Origin of the sequence: Bacillus massiliigorillae, assembly GCF_000380245.2 — a bacterium.
Lineage (GTDB): Bacteria > Bacillota > Bacilli > Bacillales > DSM-1321 > Bacillus_AD > Bacillus_AD massiliigorillae.
Genome location: NZ_HG428741.1, coordinates 416,868 through 432,951, shown reverse-complemented (window position 1 = coordinate 432,951; position 16,084 = coordinate 416,868). Strand labels below are relative to the sequence as shown.

Annotated in this window: 17 protein-coding genes and 1 other annotated feature; of the genes, 1 reads left to right on the top strand and 16 read right to left on the bottom strand. The window is 35.7% G+C overall.

The window, feature by feature from the left end; translation table 11 throughout:
- Positions 1–64: 64 nt before the first annotated feature.
- The 16 genes from TX86_RS01950 to TX86_RS01880 form a co-directional block, all read right to left on the bottom strand.
- Entirely contained in the window at positions 65–1,828 is a 1,764-nt protein-coding gene (locus tag TX86_RS01950) for a peptidoglycan D,D-transpeptidase FtsI family protein (RefSeq protein ID WP_042345742.1), read from the bottom strand.
- Positions 1,829–1,879: 51 nt separating this feature from the next.
- Positions 1,880–2,356, bottom strand: coding sequence for a transcription elongation factor GreA (gene greA / locus TX86_RS01945; RefSeq protein WP_042350051.1), 477 nt, complete (start codon positions 2,354–2,356; stop codon positions 1,880–1,882).
- Positions 2,357–2,539: 183 nt separating this feature from the next.
- Complete coding sequence (gene udk / locus TX86_RS01940; RefSeq protein ID WP_042345741.1) at positions 2,540–3,175, bottom strand: uridine kinase; 636 nt, start codon at positions 3,173–3,175, stop codon at positions 2,540–2,542.
- A 3-nt stretch (positions 3,176–3,178) separates the two neighbouring features.
- A complete protein-coding gene (locus TX86_RS01935; RefSeq protein WP_042345739.1) occupies positions 3,179–4,447 on the bottom strand; it encodes a peptidase U32 family protein in 1,269 nt (422 codons plus the stop codon).
- Between the two features lie 31 nt (positions 4,448–4,478).
- Positions 4,479–5,408: a peptidase U32 family protein gene (locus TX86_RS01930; RefSeq protein ID WP_042345737.1), complete on the bottom strand. Its 930-nt coding sequence runs from the start codon at positions 5,406–5,408 to the stop codon at positions 4,479–4,481.
- Positions 5,409–5,487: 79 nt separating this feature from the next.
- Positions 5,488–6,132: an O-methyltransferase gene (locus TX86_RS01925; RefSeq protein WP_042345735.1), complete on the bottom strand. Its 645-nt coding sequence runs from the start codon at positions 6,130–6,132 to the stop codon at positions 5,488–5,490.
- A 195-nt stretch (positions 6,133–6,327) separates the two neighbouring features.
- Positions 6,328–7,458: an endolytic transglycosylase MltG gene (gene mltG / locus TX86_RS01920; protein WP_042345733.1), complete on the bottom strand. Its 1,131-nt coding sequence runs from the start codon at positions 7,456–7,458 to the stop codon at positions 6,328–6,330.
- Positions 7,459–7,709: 251 nt separating this feature from the next.
- Positions 7,710–8,366, bottom strand: coding sequence for an HAD family hydrolase (locus tag TX86_RS01915; RefSeq protein ID WP_042345732.1), 657 nt, complete (start codon positions 8,364–8,366; stop codon positions 7,710–7,712).
- Positions 8,367–8,556: 190 nt separating this feature from the next.
- Positions 8,557–8,871, bottom strand: coding sequence for a DUF1292 domain-containing protein (locus TX86_RS01910; protein WP_042345729.1), 315 nt, complete (start codon positions 8,869–8,871; stop codon positions 8,557–8,559).
- A 15-nt stretch (positions 8,872–8,886) separates the two neighbouring features.
- Complete coding sequence (gene ruvX, locus TX86_RS01905; RefSeq protein WP_042345727.1) at positions 8,887–9,306, bottom strand: Holliday junction resolvase RuvX; 420 nt, start codon at positions 9,304–9,306, stop codon at positions 8,887–8,889.
- Between the two features lie 2 nt (positions 9,307–9,308).
- A complete protein-coding gene (locus TX86_RS01900; protein WP_042345725.1) occupies positions 9,309–9,578 on the bottom strand; it encodes an IreB family regulatory phosphoprotein in 270 nt (89 codons plus the stop codon).
- 84 nt (positions 9,579–9,662) lie between these two features.
- Complete coding sequence (alaS, locus tag TX86_RS01895; protein WP_042345722.1) at positions 9,663–12,296, bottom strand: alanine--tRNA ligase; 2,634 nt, start codon at positions 12,294–12,296, stop codon at positions 9,663–9,665.
- 76 nt (positions 12,297–12,372) lie between these two features.
- Positions 12,373–12,609, bottom strand: a binding site (T-box leader).
- Between the two features lie 53 nt (positions 12,610–12,662).
- Entirely contained in the window at positions 12,663–13,733 is a 1,071-nt protein-coding gene (locus tag TX86_RS01890) for an AI-2E family transporter (RefSeq protein WP_042345719.1), read from the bottom strand.
- Between the two features lie 130 nt (positions 13,734–13,863).
- Positions 13,864–13,995 carry a DUF3918 family protein gene (locus tag TX86_RS26035; protein ID WP_195892849.1) on the bottom strand — a complete coding sequence of 44 codons (132 nt, stop codon included), beginning with the start codon at positions 13,993–13,995 and terminating at the stop codon, positions 13,864–13,866.
- An 18-nt stretch (positions 13,996–14,013) separates the two neighbouring features.
- Entirely contained in the window at positions 14,014–14,202 is a 189-nt protein-coding gene (locus tag TX86_RS01885) for a YrzR-like zinc ribbon domain (RefSeq protein ID WP_042345717.1), read from the bottom strand.
- Positions 14,203–14,215: 13 nt separating this feature from the next.
- On the bottom strand, positions 14,216–14,689 hold the full coding sequence (locus tag TX86_RS01880) for a PRC-barrel domain-containing protein (protein WP_042345715.1): 474 nt from the start codon (positions 14,687–14,689) through the stop codon (positions 14,216–14,218).
- 250 nt (positions 14,690–14,939) lie between these two features.
- Here TX86_RS01880 and TX86_RS01875 point away from each other — a divergent pair, with 250 nt between their 5' ends.
- Positions 14,940–15,989, top strand: coding sequence for a Cj0069 family protein (locus tag TX86_RS01875; protein ID WP_042345713.1), 1,050 nt, complete (start codon positions 14,940–14,942; stop codon positions 15,987–15,989).
- Positions 15,990–16,084: the final 95 nt, after the last annotated feature.

Sequence of the window (16,084 nt, the reverse complement as noted above, 5' to 3'; positions counted from 1 at the left end):
TGTAACATGGCTTGTTTGCTCTTTTGAAGTAAATATGCATATTCAAATTATTTATGGTCCTTAATTACTTGATTTTCTCTATTTCCATCATTTTTTGAATGTAATCCTTTACTACTTTTGTAGCACTGCCATTTGCTAAATTTTCGTCTGTATCAAGTTTTACAGCTACAATAGCATATTTAGGATTGTCGGCAGGAAAATAGCCACCAAACCAACTATTAACTTTCCCATTCGCTATATCTGTTTGAGCAGTCCCTGTTTTGCCTGCCACTTGAATAGGTAAATTACGCAATTGTAAAGCAGCTGTACCTTTTTCGTTTTGAATAACTCCTCTTAGAAGCTGCTGTAATCGCTTTGCAGTCGCTGGAGCAATTTTATCTCCTTTAATATCCATATCCTCAAATTCAGCCGCTGTCGTGCCATTAGCAAATTCAATCTTACTTACTGCCTTCACCATCTTCTTTTCACCATTACGAGCAATCGTGGCCATCATATTTGCCACTGCTAAAGGTGTAGCTTGCACATCTTTCTGACCAATAGCTGTTTGCGATATGAAATTGAGATCCTTCTTATTCGTTTCATCTAACCAAACACGACCATCGTCTTCTAGAAATAGTTGCTTTATTGAAGAATGATAAATGGGACCGTTCCAACCAGACTCCCCAATTAATTGTAGTCTTTTCGCATACTGTTCAAGCAAATTCGGATCTTTCTTTGATAATCTAATGGCTAAATCTGCAAATGTTCGATTACAACTTTGAGCGAAACTATTCGAGAAATTTAACATACCAAGCGGTTCTGAGCGCCGTTTATCTACCGAGCCATTAATCGTCATATTACAATTGAATAGTTCGTTCTCATCCACTACTTTTTCCTCAAGAGCTGACGCCGCTACAACTGTTTTAAAGACAGAACCAACTGCAGCTTGCTTAAACATAGCATTCTTTGCTCCATCACCCTCATTTGGATCTTTACCTACATGTGGTCGTGAAACAGAAGCAAGGATTTCACTTGATGCTATATCTAATAAAATAATTCCACCTTTTTCAATCTTGTTACTATCGACTATTTCTTCTGCAGCACGCTGTAATTCAAGGTCTATAGTTGTATTCACTTTAACAGGATATAATGGATTACCAGGTGCTAAATATTTCACGTTTATACCAAATAAGGGCCCTCCCATTCCATCAACATGATAAACAAGTCTTGACTCACCTTCAGAAAGTAAAAATTCATCAAGTGTTTGCTGTAAGCCTTTATCACCAATCTTTGTCTTAAGAGAAAGATTCCGATCACCATAACGCTTCTCTTTTAGCTCTGATGAGCCATTTAAGCCTCCAATTAAATGTTCGGCTACTTTTGTCTCTGTCGGCATATCTCGAACAGTAGCAAACACACCAGGCGTTTTTAAATCGTTAATATCATCCATTTGACTTTCGGTAAGAATAATTGGTTTATCTCCAATCGTAAATAGAAACGGTTCTTTTGCCTTTTGGACAGCTTCTTTTAATTCTGTTGGTGAAACATTGATGATTCCAGCTAATTCTTCTACTGGCCAAGTCATCTTCTTCAAGAACGGAAATAAAATGAGTGTATTTACTTGTTCATAATTCAATAAGTTATTAGCTCGATCGTAGAATTTTCCTCTCCCATCATCCAACATAATGCTCTGAACTCTTTGATTAACACTTTCTTCTATTAAATTCACATGATGCTTTGAAAATGATTCTGTGCTCACAAGCTGAATTTGTACAAGTCTTGCTATTAACATACATAACAAAAATAAAAACATACTAGCAATCCCTATAGCTCGTTTTTCCTTCAGCATAAAAAAACACCTCGTCACTAGTCTAGACGAGGTGTTTTCATTTAAAACCTATTATTTAACAGAAACAATACGAACATTCATTTCGCCAGCAGGCGTTTGAACTGTTACTTCATCACCAACAACTTTACCGATTAGGCTTTTTGCGATAGGTGAATCATTTGAGATTTTACCTTCAAATGGATCTGCCTCAGCACTACCTACAATTGTATACGTTTCTTCGTCACCATCAGGAAGCTCTACGAATGTAACAGATTTTCCTAATGCTACATTGTCTGAATCTAATTCGCTTTCTTCAATGATTTTTGCATTACGAATCATATTTTCAATAGTTGTAATACGACCTTCAACAAATGCTTGTTCTTCTTTTGCAGAATCGTATTCTGAGTTCTCTGATAAATCCCCAAAGCTACGTGCAATTTTAATACGTTCTACTACTTCCTTACGCTTGACTGATTTTAAGTTTTCAAGCTCTTGTTCTAATTTTTGTTTACCTTCTTTTGTCATCGGGAAAACCTTTTCAATTGCCAAAACCATTCACTCCTTCTGCGGATTCCAACGAGCCTGCTCGTTTTCTATACAATTATGTAAAAATACATAATTGCGCGTCCTTATAAAAAGGGCGCGCATTTTTACTCTTGATAGAATGACACACAATAACTCAATTACCATAATCATCCTGTAATTAATATATACATTATACAAGTCATGTTATTACAAAATTGTCTTTTGTTCAAGGATTGTTTTAATTTTTGTTACCATTAAATCAATCGCAACATGATTTTGTCCGCCTTCAGGGATAATAATATCTGCATATTTCTTACTTGGCTCAATGAATTCATTATGCATAGGACGTACAGCTGTCACATACTGATCAATAACAGATTCTAATGTACGACCTCTTTCTTGAATATCTCTTACTAATCGACGAAGAATGCGAATATCTGCATCAGTATCCACAAATAGCTTCATGTCCATAAGGTTGCGAAGTCCTTCATCTTCTAGAATAAGAATCCCTTCTAGAATAATTACATCTTTCGGTTCTACTTCAATAACTTCTTTCGAACGAGTATGAAGAGCATAATCATATACAGGCTTTTCAATGCTTTCGTAATTTAAAAGCTTATTAATATGTTGCACTAACAAATCATTGTCAAATGCAAATGGATGATCATAGTTCGTCTTTAATCTTTCCTCAAAAGGTAAATGACTTTGATCCTTATAATAATAATCTTGCTCCAGCATTAAAATAGAACGGCCTGTAAAGCTTTCAATAATTGCTCTTGTAACACTTGTTTTTCCAGAGCCTGAACCTCCCGCAACTCCTATGACGATCGGCTTTTGTTTCATAAATTAGTTCTCCTTCCGCATCATGTTGAATGGATGAACTGGTGTCGTCATCTTAAATTTCACAATTTGTAATGGATGACGCGCTGCATCTAGTTCATTTCCTTTTTCATCCCAGATTTTATCAATTTTATATGTGAAGTTATCAATCTCTGGTCCGAAAAATTCTACCTCATCGCCCGGTTTGAAATAGTTTCTTTGTTGTAAAGTAACCATTTCTGTTTCTTTGTCGTAATCAAGAACCATGCCTACAAACTCAAAAGTCGTCTTCTTGCTATGATTTCCAAACATCTGCTCCTTATACCCTGGGACCCCTTCAAAGAACGCAGGAGCAGTATCACGGTTGGCACATTTATCAAGTTCTTCTAACCACTCTTTTTGTATAACAAAGTTTTCTGGATCAGCGCAATATGCATCAATTACTTTGCGATACACACTTACAACTGTTGCAATATAATGAATAGACTTCATACGTCCTTCAATTTTTAAAGAGTCAATACCAAGCTCAATCATTTGTGGAATCGATTCAACTAGCTTTAAATCTTTCGGACTCATTGCGAAATGCTCATCATCTTCATTGAACAGCGCTTTTTCACCTTCAGCCGTATTTTCATATAAATCATAATCCCAACGGCATGATTGACAGCAACCCCCACGATTTGAATCGCGTGCTGTCATATGGTTTGAAAGAGTACATCTTCCAGAGTAAGCAATGCACATAGCACCGTGGATAAATGTTTCAATTTCAATATCGATTTTCTCTTTCATTTCACGGATATCATCAGCACTTGCTTCACGTGCTAATACAACACGGTGCATACCCGCTTCTTTCCAAAACTCAACAGCTTTCCAGTTAGAAAGTGATTGCTGTGTGCTTAAATGCACTTCTACATTCGGTGCTACTCTACGGCAAGTTTCAATAATTAACGGATCAGCTACAATAATTCCTGTGATACCTGTTTCTTGAAGCCCCTTTAAATATTCTTCCAAGCCATCAATATTTTCATTATGTGCATATATGTTGGTTGTTACATATATTTTTGCACCATAAAGCTTTGCAAATTCTACGCCTTCTTTCATTTCTTCAAATGTAAAGTTACCAGCGTTCGAACGCAATCCATATTCTTGTCCACCAATGTATACAGCATCTGCTCCATACCGAACGGCAATTTTCAACTTTTCTAAGTTTCCTGCTGGAGCTAAAAGCTCAGGCTTTTTCACGATTACTCGTTTTCCATCGATAATCTTTGAAATTTTATCAGTAATAGCTTTCAAGGCTATTCCTCCATTTCATTTATTCATTTCATTAATAAACTGTTTCTTTAAAGAAAAATCCTGTATCTAATTTACGATTCGCTGGCTGTAAGCTTTCTGCTTCTTCTAATAAGCCATCTTTCATATCATCATAAGCATCAGTATCTTCTACACATGTATCGATTGCTTTTCTATAAAGCTTTGTTACAGCTACTAAATATTGTTGGTCTTTTAAAATCCCATCAATCTTAAAGCTATCAATACCTGCCTCAATCATTTCTTGTAACTCATCGATAATACAAATATCGTTTGGACTCATAATGTGAGTTCCGTTGAAATCTTCAAAGATTGGATACTTATTATTACGCTCAGGGTCATGTAAGAACATATTCTTATTCTCTTGACGATTTTCAATCGCTAGAGCTTTTCCTTGATACTCATAATAGTTTCCAATTAATGTACGACGAGACTGGAACATACAAGTCATCCCATGAACTTGTACTTCTAACTCAACCTCAGCATTTTCCTTCATTTCAACAATAGCATCCATGTTAATTTCACGAGCTAGAACAGCACGTTTTGCGCCTTTACTTCCCCAATAATTACATGTGTACCAGTTAGTAGCTGTCGTTTCTGTATTCCAATGAAGCTTCATTTCAGGAGCTACTTCTCTTGCAACCATTAGCACTGCTGGGTCACCAAAGATAATTGCATCTGCTCCCGCATCTTTCACAAAAGCAACATAGTCTGGTAACTCATCGACTAAATTGTTATGGAAGATTGCATTCATCGCAACATAGACTTTTTTACCATGTTGATGAGCAAGCTCAATAGCTTGTACTACATCTTCACGTGAAAACTCGCCAGCAAGACGTAAACCATATCGCTGTTCACCCACAACGAAAGCATCTGCTCCTGCCTCAATTAAAGGCAAAATATCAGCAACACTCGTTGGAGTTACTAATAATTCTGGTGTTTTCATCTTATCCACCTCTTTATTAAATAAAAATTATATATAAAGAAGAACCGAAATAGGTCCTTCTTAATCTAACTCAAGCAAATTAAGCTTTTTTCTTAGAAATTGCCATCCCATCGCCAATTGGCAAAATAACGGTATGATAATCAGCATGATTCATTAACCAGCTATTGTAATTCTTAATTTTACGAATTAATGCTCTTGCTCTACGATGAGATATAGTTTCTTCAGGAACAATAACTTGCCCTTTATATAGGACGTTATCCGAAACAATGATACCACCCTCACGTAAAAGTGGTGAATATAATTCAAAGAACTTCACATACTGTCCTTTAGCTGCATCGATAAAAATAACATCAAATGGACCATATTCCTCTGCACTTGGAGCTAGTTCCAATGCATCACCTTCAAGCAACGTAACGATATTTTCCTTACCTGCTTCTTTTATAAAAGTTCGTGCCATACGAATACGTTCTGGATGTCTTTCTAATGTAACAATCTTTGCATTAGGAAGGGCATCTGACATTCTCAGTGATGAATATCCAATCGCACTTCCAATTTCCAATATAGAAGATGGATTATGAATTCTAAACAGTTGCAGCAATGCTTCGATACCAATCAAATCCATAATCGGAACATGATTCTCCTCCGCATATTGCTCCATCTTCGTAAATAATTCATTTCTAGAAGGTGTAAGATTAACAAGATACTCATTAATGGTTGTACTCATCATAACAGCTCCTTCCTATTGTGTAATTTTCGTATATAGTATAAGCCTCGATATTCATTGTAAATGAGTTATATGTCTATAAACCAAGAAAAAACTCGGCATAGGCCGAGGAAAAGTCATAAGCTATCTCTGTACAAGACAAACTTTTATTATTGTAACATACTCATACTGGAAAAGGGAAATAGACGTTTTAGATTATTTTTTATCTGTTATATGCTCCGCTTTTAATTTCTTATGCTCTTCGAATGTTTTAGCATAGAACACATCACCGTTTTTATTAGCTAAGAAATATAAATAATCTGTATTAGCAGGCTCTAATGCCGCTTGGATAGATGTTTCACCAGCATTGGCAATTGGACCAGGTGTTAAACCTTTATTCACATACGTATTATATGGATCTTCTATTTTTAAGTCCTTCAATAATACTCGGTCCTTATGTTCCCCTTTTGCATACAGAACAGTTGGATCCGTTTGTAATGGCATGCCGACTTTCATACGATTATAAAAAACTGATGAAATCTTACTACGGTCTGTTTGCGATGTAGCTTCTTCTTCAATCAATGAAGCCATCGTTAAAAGCTTATGAGTAGACATTTTCTTCACTTGCATTTGGTCGTGATATTTTACTAAAACAGATTCTGTTTTCTTAATCATATCTGTCACGATTGTTTCTACTGAAGGTTTTTCTTCTGTATACTCATAAGTTGCCGGATATAAGTATCCTTCTAAAGGATATTTAATATCTTTACCCCAAATATCTGCAGTAAGAAGCTCTGGGAATTTCGCTTGCATTTTCTTAATGAACTCTTTATTATTCAATTCATTAAAAACAAATTTTTCATCTTGATTTGTCTTATCAGCAATAATTTTAGCAATTTCTTCAAGCTGCTTTCCTTCAGGTATTAGTATTTTTATTTTTGCTTCATGAACAAGCTTACCTGACTGAATTGTTTTAATGATTTCATCAAACGTCATTGATTGAGATAACTCATAGTTACCAGCTTGGAAATCAGATTCATTTTTAAATTTAATATAATACTTAAATACACGTGCATTTTTTATAATCTCATGATCTTCTAAAATCTGAGAAATGGTTGATGTTCCTGAACCGATAGGAATTTCAACTTGCTTGACCGTTTTATTATCCGGATCTACCGGTTTTAATGCGGAGTTTATATAGAAGAATAAACCAATTCCAACAACCAATATTAGTACAAAAATTGAGATCGCAGTAATCATCACTATTTTTCTCACTGTTTTTGCCTCATCCTGCCTTTCAACCAGCTTTTCCATCATTATTTCCTTTTTCGAATGCTTTTCATCCATTAACGTTCCCCCTAGAATACAAAGGTAACAGTCTTTATTCTCGAATTAATTGATAATGTCGATTTGACTCCCTTCGTTCCAATCACTTCAACATTATACTAAAAATCATACAAAATTACACAGCATTCTACATTTTTTTCGGCAAAGGTTACTTCCATGAAGTACTCTGTACTCACAAAAAAAGAACCACCTTATCATTTTGTGATTCTTTTTCAACGCTTTTTGTGGATGACATGATTACATTACTTCGTCTATTTTTCTTGATTTTGAATTAAGGATATAATATCATGCAACGTCTTTACTTCATGTGTAACAGCCTGCAGAACTGTAGAGCAAGGAGTAACTAAATCTTTCACAAATACCGTTTCGATACCTGCAGCTTGAGCAGCTCGCAAACCGTTTTCACTATCTTCTAATACAATCGCTTCAGATGGTTGCACTCGTAATTTTAAAAGCGCTTGCTCATAAATTTCTGGATGCGGCTTCGAGTGCTCTACTTCATCTCCATAAACAGTCTTGTCAAAGAACTGAAGTACACCCGCCTTTTTTAACATATATTCCGCTTCCTCACGATATGTTGATGTTGCTAATCCAACTAAAACATTTTCCTTTTTAAGATAAGATAATAATTCAACTAAACCAGCCTTCTTTGGCACATCGTAGTCTTCATAATACTTCATTGTCTTTTCACGCTTCTTCAACATAAACTCATCATAAGGAAAGTCTTCATCATATATTTGACAATATTCTTTTCTAGCTAATTCTCTGTTCATACCAATAATTCTTTTATTTAAATCTTTATCATATTCATAAGGATAATCATTCATTACTTCCTCGATTAATCGCAATCCTAACGATTCACTATCGAACATTAATCCATCCATATCAAAAATGACCGCTTTAATCAAAACACTACCTCCAAAACCATTTTTTACACATATGTACAACTATATTCTATGCAAGCATCAAAACCCTATCAATGGGAATTGTAGTAAAGAGATTAAGATAGACGCACCTACAACAAGCTTAGTAAAAGTAAAAAAGGTTGTTCGATAAGCGGTATTCAACCACTTTTCGAACAACCCTTTTGAAATCATTCTATTCTTCGTCTTCTTCGTTCTCAATCATGAAAGTGTTATATACTTCTTCAACAATATCCCACTCAGCATCTGTTTCGATTGGTTGTAAACCAGCTTCACGAGCATCTTCATCATCACTCTCAAGTAGAACCGATGCATGAACCATGATTTCACCATTCTCATCTTCTTCTTCACCAATTGGATAGTATAAGATGTATGTTCTATCAAATTCATCACAGTAGAAAGAGAATAATGTTTGATGAAGCTGTTCGTTACCTTGCTCATCAATAATTGTAATTTGTTCGTTCACTTTATTGTATTTATTGTTGCTCATTTGTTTGCACCTCTGTTAGTTATTTCGACTGTCCAAATATCCTTGTAAAATCATGATTGCCGCCATCTTATCGATTACTTTCTTGCGTTTTCCTCGGCTTACATCAGCCTCTAATAAAACGCGCTCTGCAGCCATCGTTGTTAGGCGCTCATCCCATAATACTACTGGAACTTTAAATTTCTTTTCAATAGTTTTTGCGAACTCTTGGCAGATTTCTCCGCGCGGTCCAATTGTACCATTCATATTTTTAGGTAATCCTACGACTACCTGTGTGACTTCATACTCTTTGATTAGTTCTTTTAATCTTTTATAGCCGAAATCTTGTACTGCCTCATTAATTTTAATTGTTTCGATGCCTTGAGCCGTCCAGCCCATCGCATCACTTATAGCGACCCCAATTGTTTTAGAGCCAACATCTAAACCCATACTACGCATTATTACTTGTCACCACGATTATGCTTTAAATAAGATTTTACTAGCTCTTCAATAATCTCATCTCTTTCAAGCTTTCGGATAATGTTTCTTGCGTCTTGATGTCTAGGAATATAGGCTGGATCACCAGATAACAAGTAGCCAACAATTTGATTAATCGGATTATATCCTTTCTCTTGCAGCGCACTATACACTTGCATCAAAACTTCTTGAACATCTCTTTCAAATGGTTCTTCTTGAAAATGAAACTGCATCGTTTTATCAAAGGAACTCATTTGGAACACCTCGCTTCTTCCGAGCCCTTCTAGTAAAAAGCTCATAAGATTATTAAATTTATTGTACACTAATAATTTACGTATTTAAATTGATTTTACCCATTCTTCTACAAATTTAAGCGCAGAATCTACTTCATTTGGATTTTTTCCGCCAGCTTGTGCCATATCTGGACGACCGCCACCGCCACCGCCGCAACGAGTAGCTACTTCTTTAATTACTTTACCAGCATGGTAGCCTTGTGGAATTAAGTCGCTTGTTACTGCTGCAATGATATTTACTTTTTCACCTTGTACAGATGCTAATACAATGACACCAGATTCGATTTTTTGCTTAAGCTCATCAGCCATTGTACGTAAATTATTCATATCAGTAGCTTGTACTTTAGCTGCTAATACATTTACACCATTAATTTGTTGTACAGAAGAAATAAGGTTACCAGCTTCAATGTTACCTAATTTCGTTTTTAGTGACTCATTTTCACGATGAGCTTCTTTTAGCTCTGCTAATAATGATTCAACACGAGAAGGTACATCTTTCATGTTTGTTTTTAATTCTGTTGCAGCTTCTTTTAAAATATTGATTTGATCATTCATTTGTTTATATGCTGCAGCACCAGTTACTGCTTCAATACGACGAGTTCCTGCTCCGATTCCACTTTCAGAAACGATTTTGAATACGCCGATTGTTGCTGTGTTCTCAACATGGCAACCACCACATAGCTCAATGCTGTAATCAGATACTTGAACAACGCGAACTACATCACCATATTTTTCTCCGAATAGTGCCATTGCACCCATTGCTTTTGCTTCATCGATTTTTTTGCTTTCGATAACTACAGGCATGCTTTCCCAAATCTTTTCGTTTACGATTTGCTCAATTTTCTCTAGCTCATCAGGTTGCACTTGACCAAAGTGAGAGAAGTCAAAACGTAGACGATCTTTTTGTACAAGAGAACCAGCTTGGTTTACGTGAACACCTAAAACATCTTTTAACGCTTGGTGTAAAAGGTGAGTCGCTGTGTGGTTCTTCGTAATGTGACTACGATTATCTTTATCTACAATTGAGATAACTGTAGAGCCTTCTTTTAACGTTCCGCTTTCCACTTTCACTCTATGCAGGTTTTGTCCGTTTGGTGCTTTTTGAACATCAAGTACGTTTGCCTTCACATCTTCACTTGTCATGAAACCAAGGTCTGCGATTTGACCGCCGCTCTCAGCATAGAACGGAGTTGTACTTAAAATCACTTGAACTTCTTCACCCTCATGTGCTTCAGCTAGTTTTTCACCGTCTTTAACGATAGCGATTACTGTACCTTCTGCTTCTAATTGAGAATATCCTACGAACTCACTAGCATCTTTAATATCACCAAGTACGCCGCCTTGAACTTGCATTGAATCTACATCTTGACGAGCTGCACGAGCGCGTTCACGTTGTTCTTCCATTTCTTTTTCAAAGCCAGCATGGTCAACATTCATACCTTCTTCTTCTGCGTACTCTTCTGTTAATTCTACAGGGAATCCGTACGTATCGTATAAACGGAAAATATCCTTACCAGAGATTGTATTGCTACCTTTGGCTTTTTCTTTCTTAATAACTTCACTTAAGATTTGTAAGCCATCATGTAAAGTTTCGTGGAAACGTTCTTCTTCGTTTTTCACTACTTTTGCAATGAAGTCTTTTTTCTCTAGTACTTCTGGGTAGAAATCTTTCATAATTTCGCCTACTACTGGTACTAATTCAAACATAAATGGTTTATGAATACCAATTTGTTTTGCGTAGCGTACCGCTCGACGTAATAGACGGCGTAATACGTATCCACGACCTTCATTTGATGGAAGCGCTCCATCACCAACAGCAAATGTTACAGTACGAATGTGGTCAGCGATTACTTTAAACGCTGTATCTGCTTCAGCATTTTCACGGTATTTTGCACCTGAGATTTCTTCAGTTGCATGGATGATTGGCATGAATAGGTCTGTATCAAAGTTTGTAGGTACATCTTGAACAACAGAAGCCATACGCTCTAGACCCATACCTGTATCAATATTTTTCTTTGGAAGTGGAGTATATGTTCCATCTGGATTATGATTGAATTGTGAGAATACTAAATTCCATACTTCTAAATGACGCTCATTTTCCCCACCTGGGTATAATTCTGGATCGTTAGGGTCATCACCGTATTCAGGTCCACGATCGTAGAAGATTTCCGTATTTGGACCACTTGGACCTTCACCAATATCCCAGAAGTTTTCTTCTAGACGAATGATTCTTTCTTCTGGAATGCCCACTTTCTTATTCCAAATTTCAAATGCTTCATCATCTTCAGGGTGAATTGTTACAGCTAGTTTTTCTGGATCAAAACCAATCCACTTTTCATCTGTAAGGAATTCCCAAGCCCAAAGAATTGCTTCCTCTTTAAAGTAGTCACCAATTGAGAAGTTACCTAGCATTTCGAAGAAAGTATGGTGTCTTGCTGTTTTACCAACGTTTTCAATATCATTTGTACGAATTGATTTTTGAGCGTTTGTAATACGAGGGTTAGTAGGAATAACACGACCATCAAAATATTTCTTCAATGTTGCTACACCTGAGTTAATCCATAATAATGTTGGGTCATCATGTGGCACAAGAGAAGCACTTGGCTCAACACTATGACCTTTTTCTTTAAAGAAATCTAAATACATTTGGCGAATCTGTGCGCCTGTTAATTGTTTCATCTATATTTCCTCCTTATTTTAGAAAAAACCTGCAACGGTTTATGTATTTTTTAAACAAAAAAAACCCTCATCCCAAAAAAGGGACGAGAGTAACTCGCGGTACCACCCTAATTATGAACAAATAACACTCCAAGTATTTGCTCATCACTTTAGACGCTTTAACGCAGCGAACGGTAGGGATTAGCTACACTCCAGACTAGCTTTCTGTTATCCTTCATCTAGAATTTCTTTCAGCCTTAGGAAATTCCTCTCTTTCGCACGAAGTTCACGCTTAAGATGGTCTATAACATACTCTGTCCTTCATCGTTTTTTACAAATTCATCTATATTGGATTATAGGGACAACTTTACTATTTGTCAATTGGGATCATCGTCCGTGTCGTTCCTTCATAAAATGTACTTTTGCGTGTATAATCGCTACCTTTAATATGGCTAATATCGGTACAGCAATGATTAGCCCAATAACTCCACTCACCTCGCCACCAATAAACAAACTCAGCATAATAAGTAGCGGATGCATATGTAAGCTTTTTCCAACAATAAGTGGTGAAAGAATGTTTCCTTCAACAAACTGTAAACCAAATACAATAACAGCAACCCAGATCACATGATTTGGATTTGTCGCAGCTGCAATAATGATAGCTGGAACTGCTCCAATTATAGGACCAAAATACGGAATCACATTAGTTATACCTATAATAATTCCAAGTAACAATGAATATTTCACCTTAATCAACCATAATAATAACGCTGAAATAGCACCGATAATTAAACAAACAATTATTTGACCACGAATATAGTTCCCTAATGATTGTTCCACATCAAGAAGAAATGCTTTACTCTGTTTTCGAATTCTTGCTGGTGTAATATACCAAGCTGCTCTCTTCATTGTTTCCCAATCTTTCAAAAAATAAAACGCTATTAAAGGAACAATTGCAAAAATAATGACATAATCAAATAATCTTACTAAGTAATTCATCATATTCGCTAATAAAGCTTCTACTTTCTTCTCAAAAAAAAGAATTCCTTCTTCAATTCTTCCTTTATATTCAACTGGCCAATTTGATGTTTTTTGATTAATGGATTCTACTAATGATGTATACTTATCTGCAAAATAAGGTGTACTTTTCATTAAATCATCCAATTCATGAATGATGACAGGTATTCCCTTATAAATAGCAAAACCTAAACCACCAAAAAATAAGAGATATATTACCAAAATACTAATACTACGAGGACAGCCTCGCTTATGAAGTTTTTCAACAACAGGATGCAGTAAATACGTAATAAAAGCTGCTAATACAAATGGCAATAAAGAAATTCCAATGATTTCAATTACAGGAAGCCATATTGGTTTCAATTTAAAAAATACTAAAATTACGATGAATAATAATAATAAAAAGCCCAGCCTGTAAAACCACATCATACTCAATTTCATTTACATAGCCTCCTTACCAATAGGTTTTGTAAGTAAACGAATTTCATTCAAAAAAGAAAAAAGGCAACCACTAAAAGAATTTCTTTTAATGGTTGCCTTTCTTCACTAGTCAATGCTTGTTAAAAATGTGTTAGAAAAGTGATCTTACTTTTCTTTTCATTTTTTTCATTGACTTTTTCGAAAAGTTTTTCGAGTTGAAATAGGATGCAGCTGCAATTCCTGCTCCAAAACTCATCATTGAAGAAACTGACATTCTTCGCATGAAATTCACCTCTTCCATTTACATGGTAAATCGGCGATCGTCTTCAGAGAATAAATCATCTAAAGAGCTTAAACTTCCATCCTCTTCAACTTGATGTGTATGAATGACTCCTTTAGCAATTGACAGTTCTATTAAACAATTCCAGCAATAGTATTGGCTAACGCCAATCTTGCCTATATCTTTACTTCCACAATTCGGACACTTCATTAGTACTAACTCCTCAATACATTATTGGAGAAATCTCTATGGTATCTCCCCCTAATGAAGGAGGTTTCCTCGCATGCACTGTTTTTTTACCATCGGTTATATCTGAGAAAAAACCATTGGAAATTTCATATGCTACGATTGTGCCCACTTGCTCAGAAAAATATACATCGTCTAATAGCCCCATTTCTTCTCCATAATCATTCATAATCATTTTATTGGCTATAGCCCGCTGATGCTGAAGAGTATACACCTTATTATGATTCATGGTAGAAGACTTCGGAATCTGCCTTACAGTTATGCCTTTAGAAGCAAACGATACAACATCTCGTAAAGAGACTAAACAAGTTTTCTTGAAAAGGGTTTTCCTATTCATGAGTAAGCCCATAACGGACCCTTCATTAGAAATCACCAAGTCACACACATGACCCTGTACTTTTCCAACTTCATCATAAACCGGCAACCCCTTCAATAATGAGAACGTCCGCAAAGTACACCCCGCCTTTCCGAACATTAATAGTATGGTTTTTCATAGTCATTTTAATGATTGTAAGTTTTACAAAACACCCTAATATTTTCTAACATATTCAAGAAAAAATCTCGTATACAAAAGAGAATTCATAGCAAAAAACTGAATTTACAATTATTCACAACCTTGTCATGAAATAGGTAAATCATACTAACAAAAACAAGTTATGATATGAGTGTAAAGTATATTTTTTGCTAAAGGGGGACCATTAATGAAAAAAAATGTAGTATTTTTCGAAGTACAAGGTGGTAGTGATAAGGGACCAGATGGATATCGCAGAGATACACTGCCTATGGTCAACGCATTGAAAGAACGTGGTTGGGATGCTGAAGTAATCTTCTTTGAGTTAGAAAAGAAAGATGAAATATATAATCACGTTAAAGAGAATGCTTGCTCTTATGTATCAAGAATTAACCCTGGTAATTTAAAGAGCGAATCAGACTATTTCGCTATGCTTCGTCAGCTCTGTGAAGATGGTATCATTGGTATGCCTCATCCAGATGCAATGATTGGCTATGGAGCGAAAGATGCCCTTGCTAAATTAACAGATTTAAGTTTAGTTCCTACTGATACGTATGCTTATTACACAATGGAAACATTTAAAGAGACGTTCCCAAAATCCCTCGTATTAAATGAACGTGTATTAAAACAAAATCGTGGATCAACTGGTGAAGGTATTTGGAGAGTACAACTAATTGACGAATTACCTGAAGGCACCGTAGAAGTCCCCCTTACTGCAAAAATTAAATGTACTGAAGCAAAAGATAATCACGTTGAAACATGGGAATTAGGTACATTCATCGATTTCTGTGAACAATATATTGTTGGTGAAAACGGTATGCTCATCGATATGGCATTCCTACCTCGAATTAAAGAAGGTGAAATTCGTCTGTTCATGCTTCATAATAAACCGATTAATGTCGTTCATAAAAAACCAGCTGATAGTGAAGATGCATTTAGTGCTACATTATTCTCTGGTGCGCAATATCGATACGATTCTCCTGAAGAATGGAAAGACCTTGTTGAAAGCTTCTTAGCACAACTTCCAGACATCACCTCACGTTTAGGCAACTATGACCTCCCACTTATATGGACAGCTGACTTTATTTTAGATTATGATAAAAACGGGAATGATACGTATATTCTCGGTGAAATGAATTGTTCTTGTGTTGGATTTACATCTCAACTAGAGCTTGCAAATAATGTTGCAGATGAAATTATTGAAATTGTTGAAGCAAAAGTAGGCGCACAATTAATTTAATTAGCTCAATTATAGAAAAAACAAAATAAATCTATTCACTTGAACTCCATCTTAATTGGAGTTTTTTTTATTAGAAAAGCGCAAGCGCCCGTTTT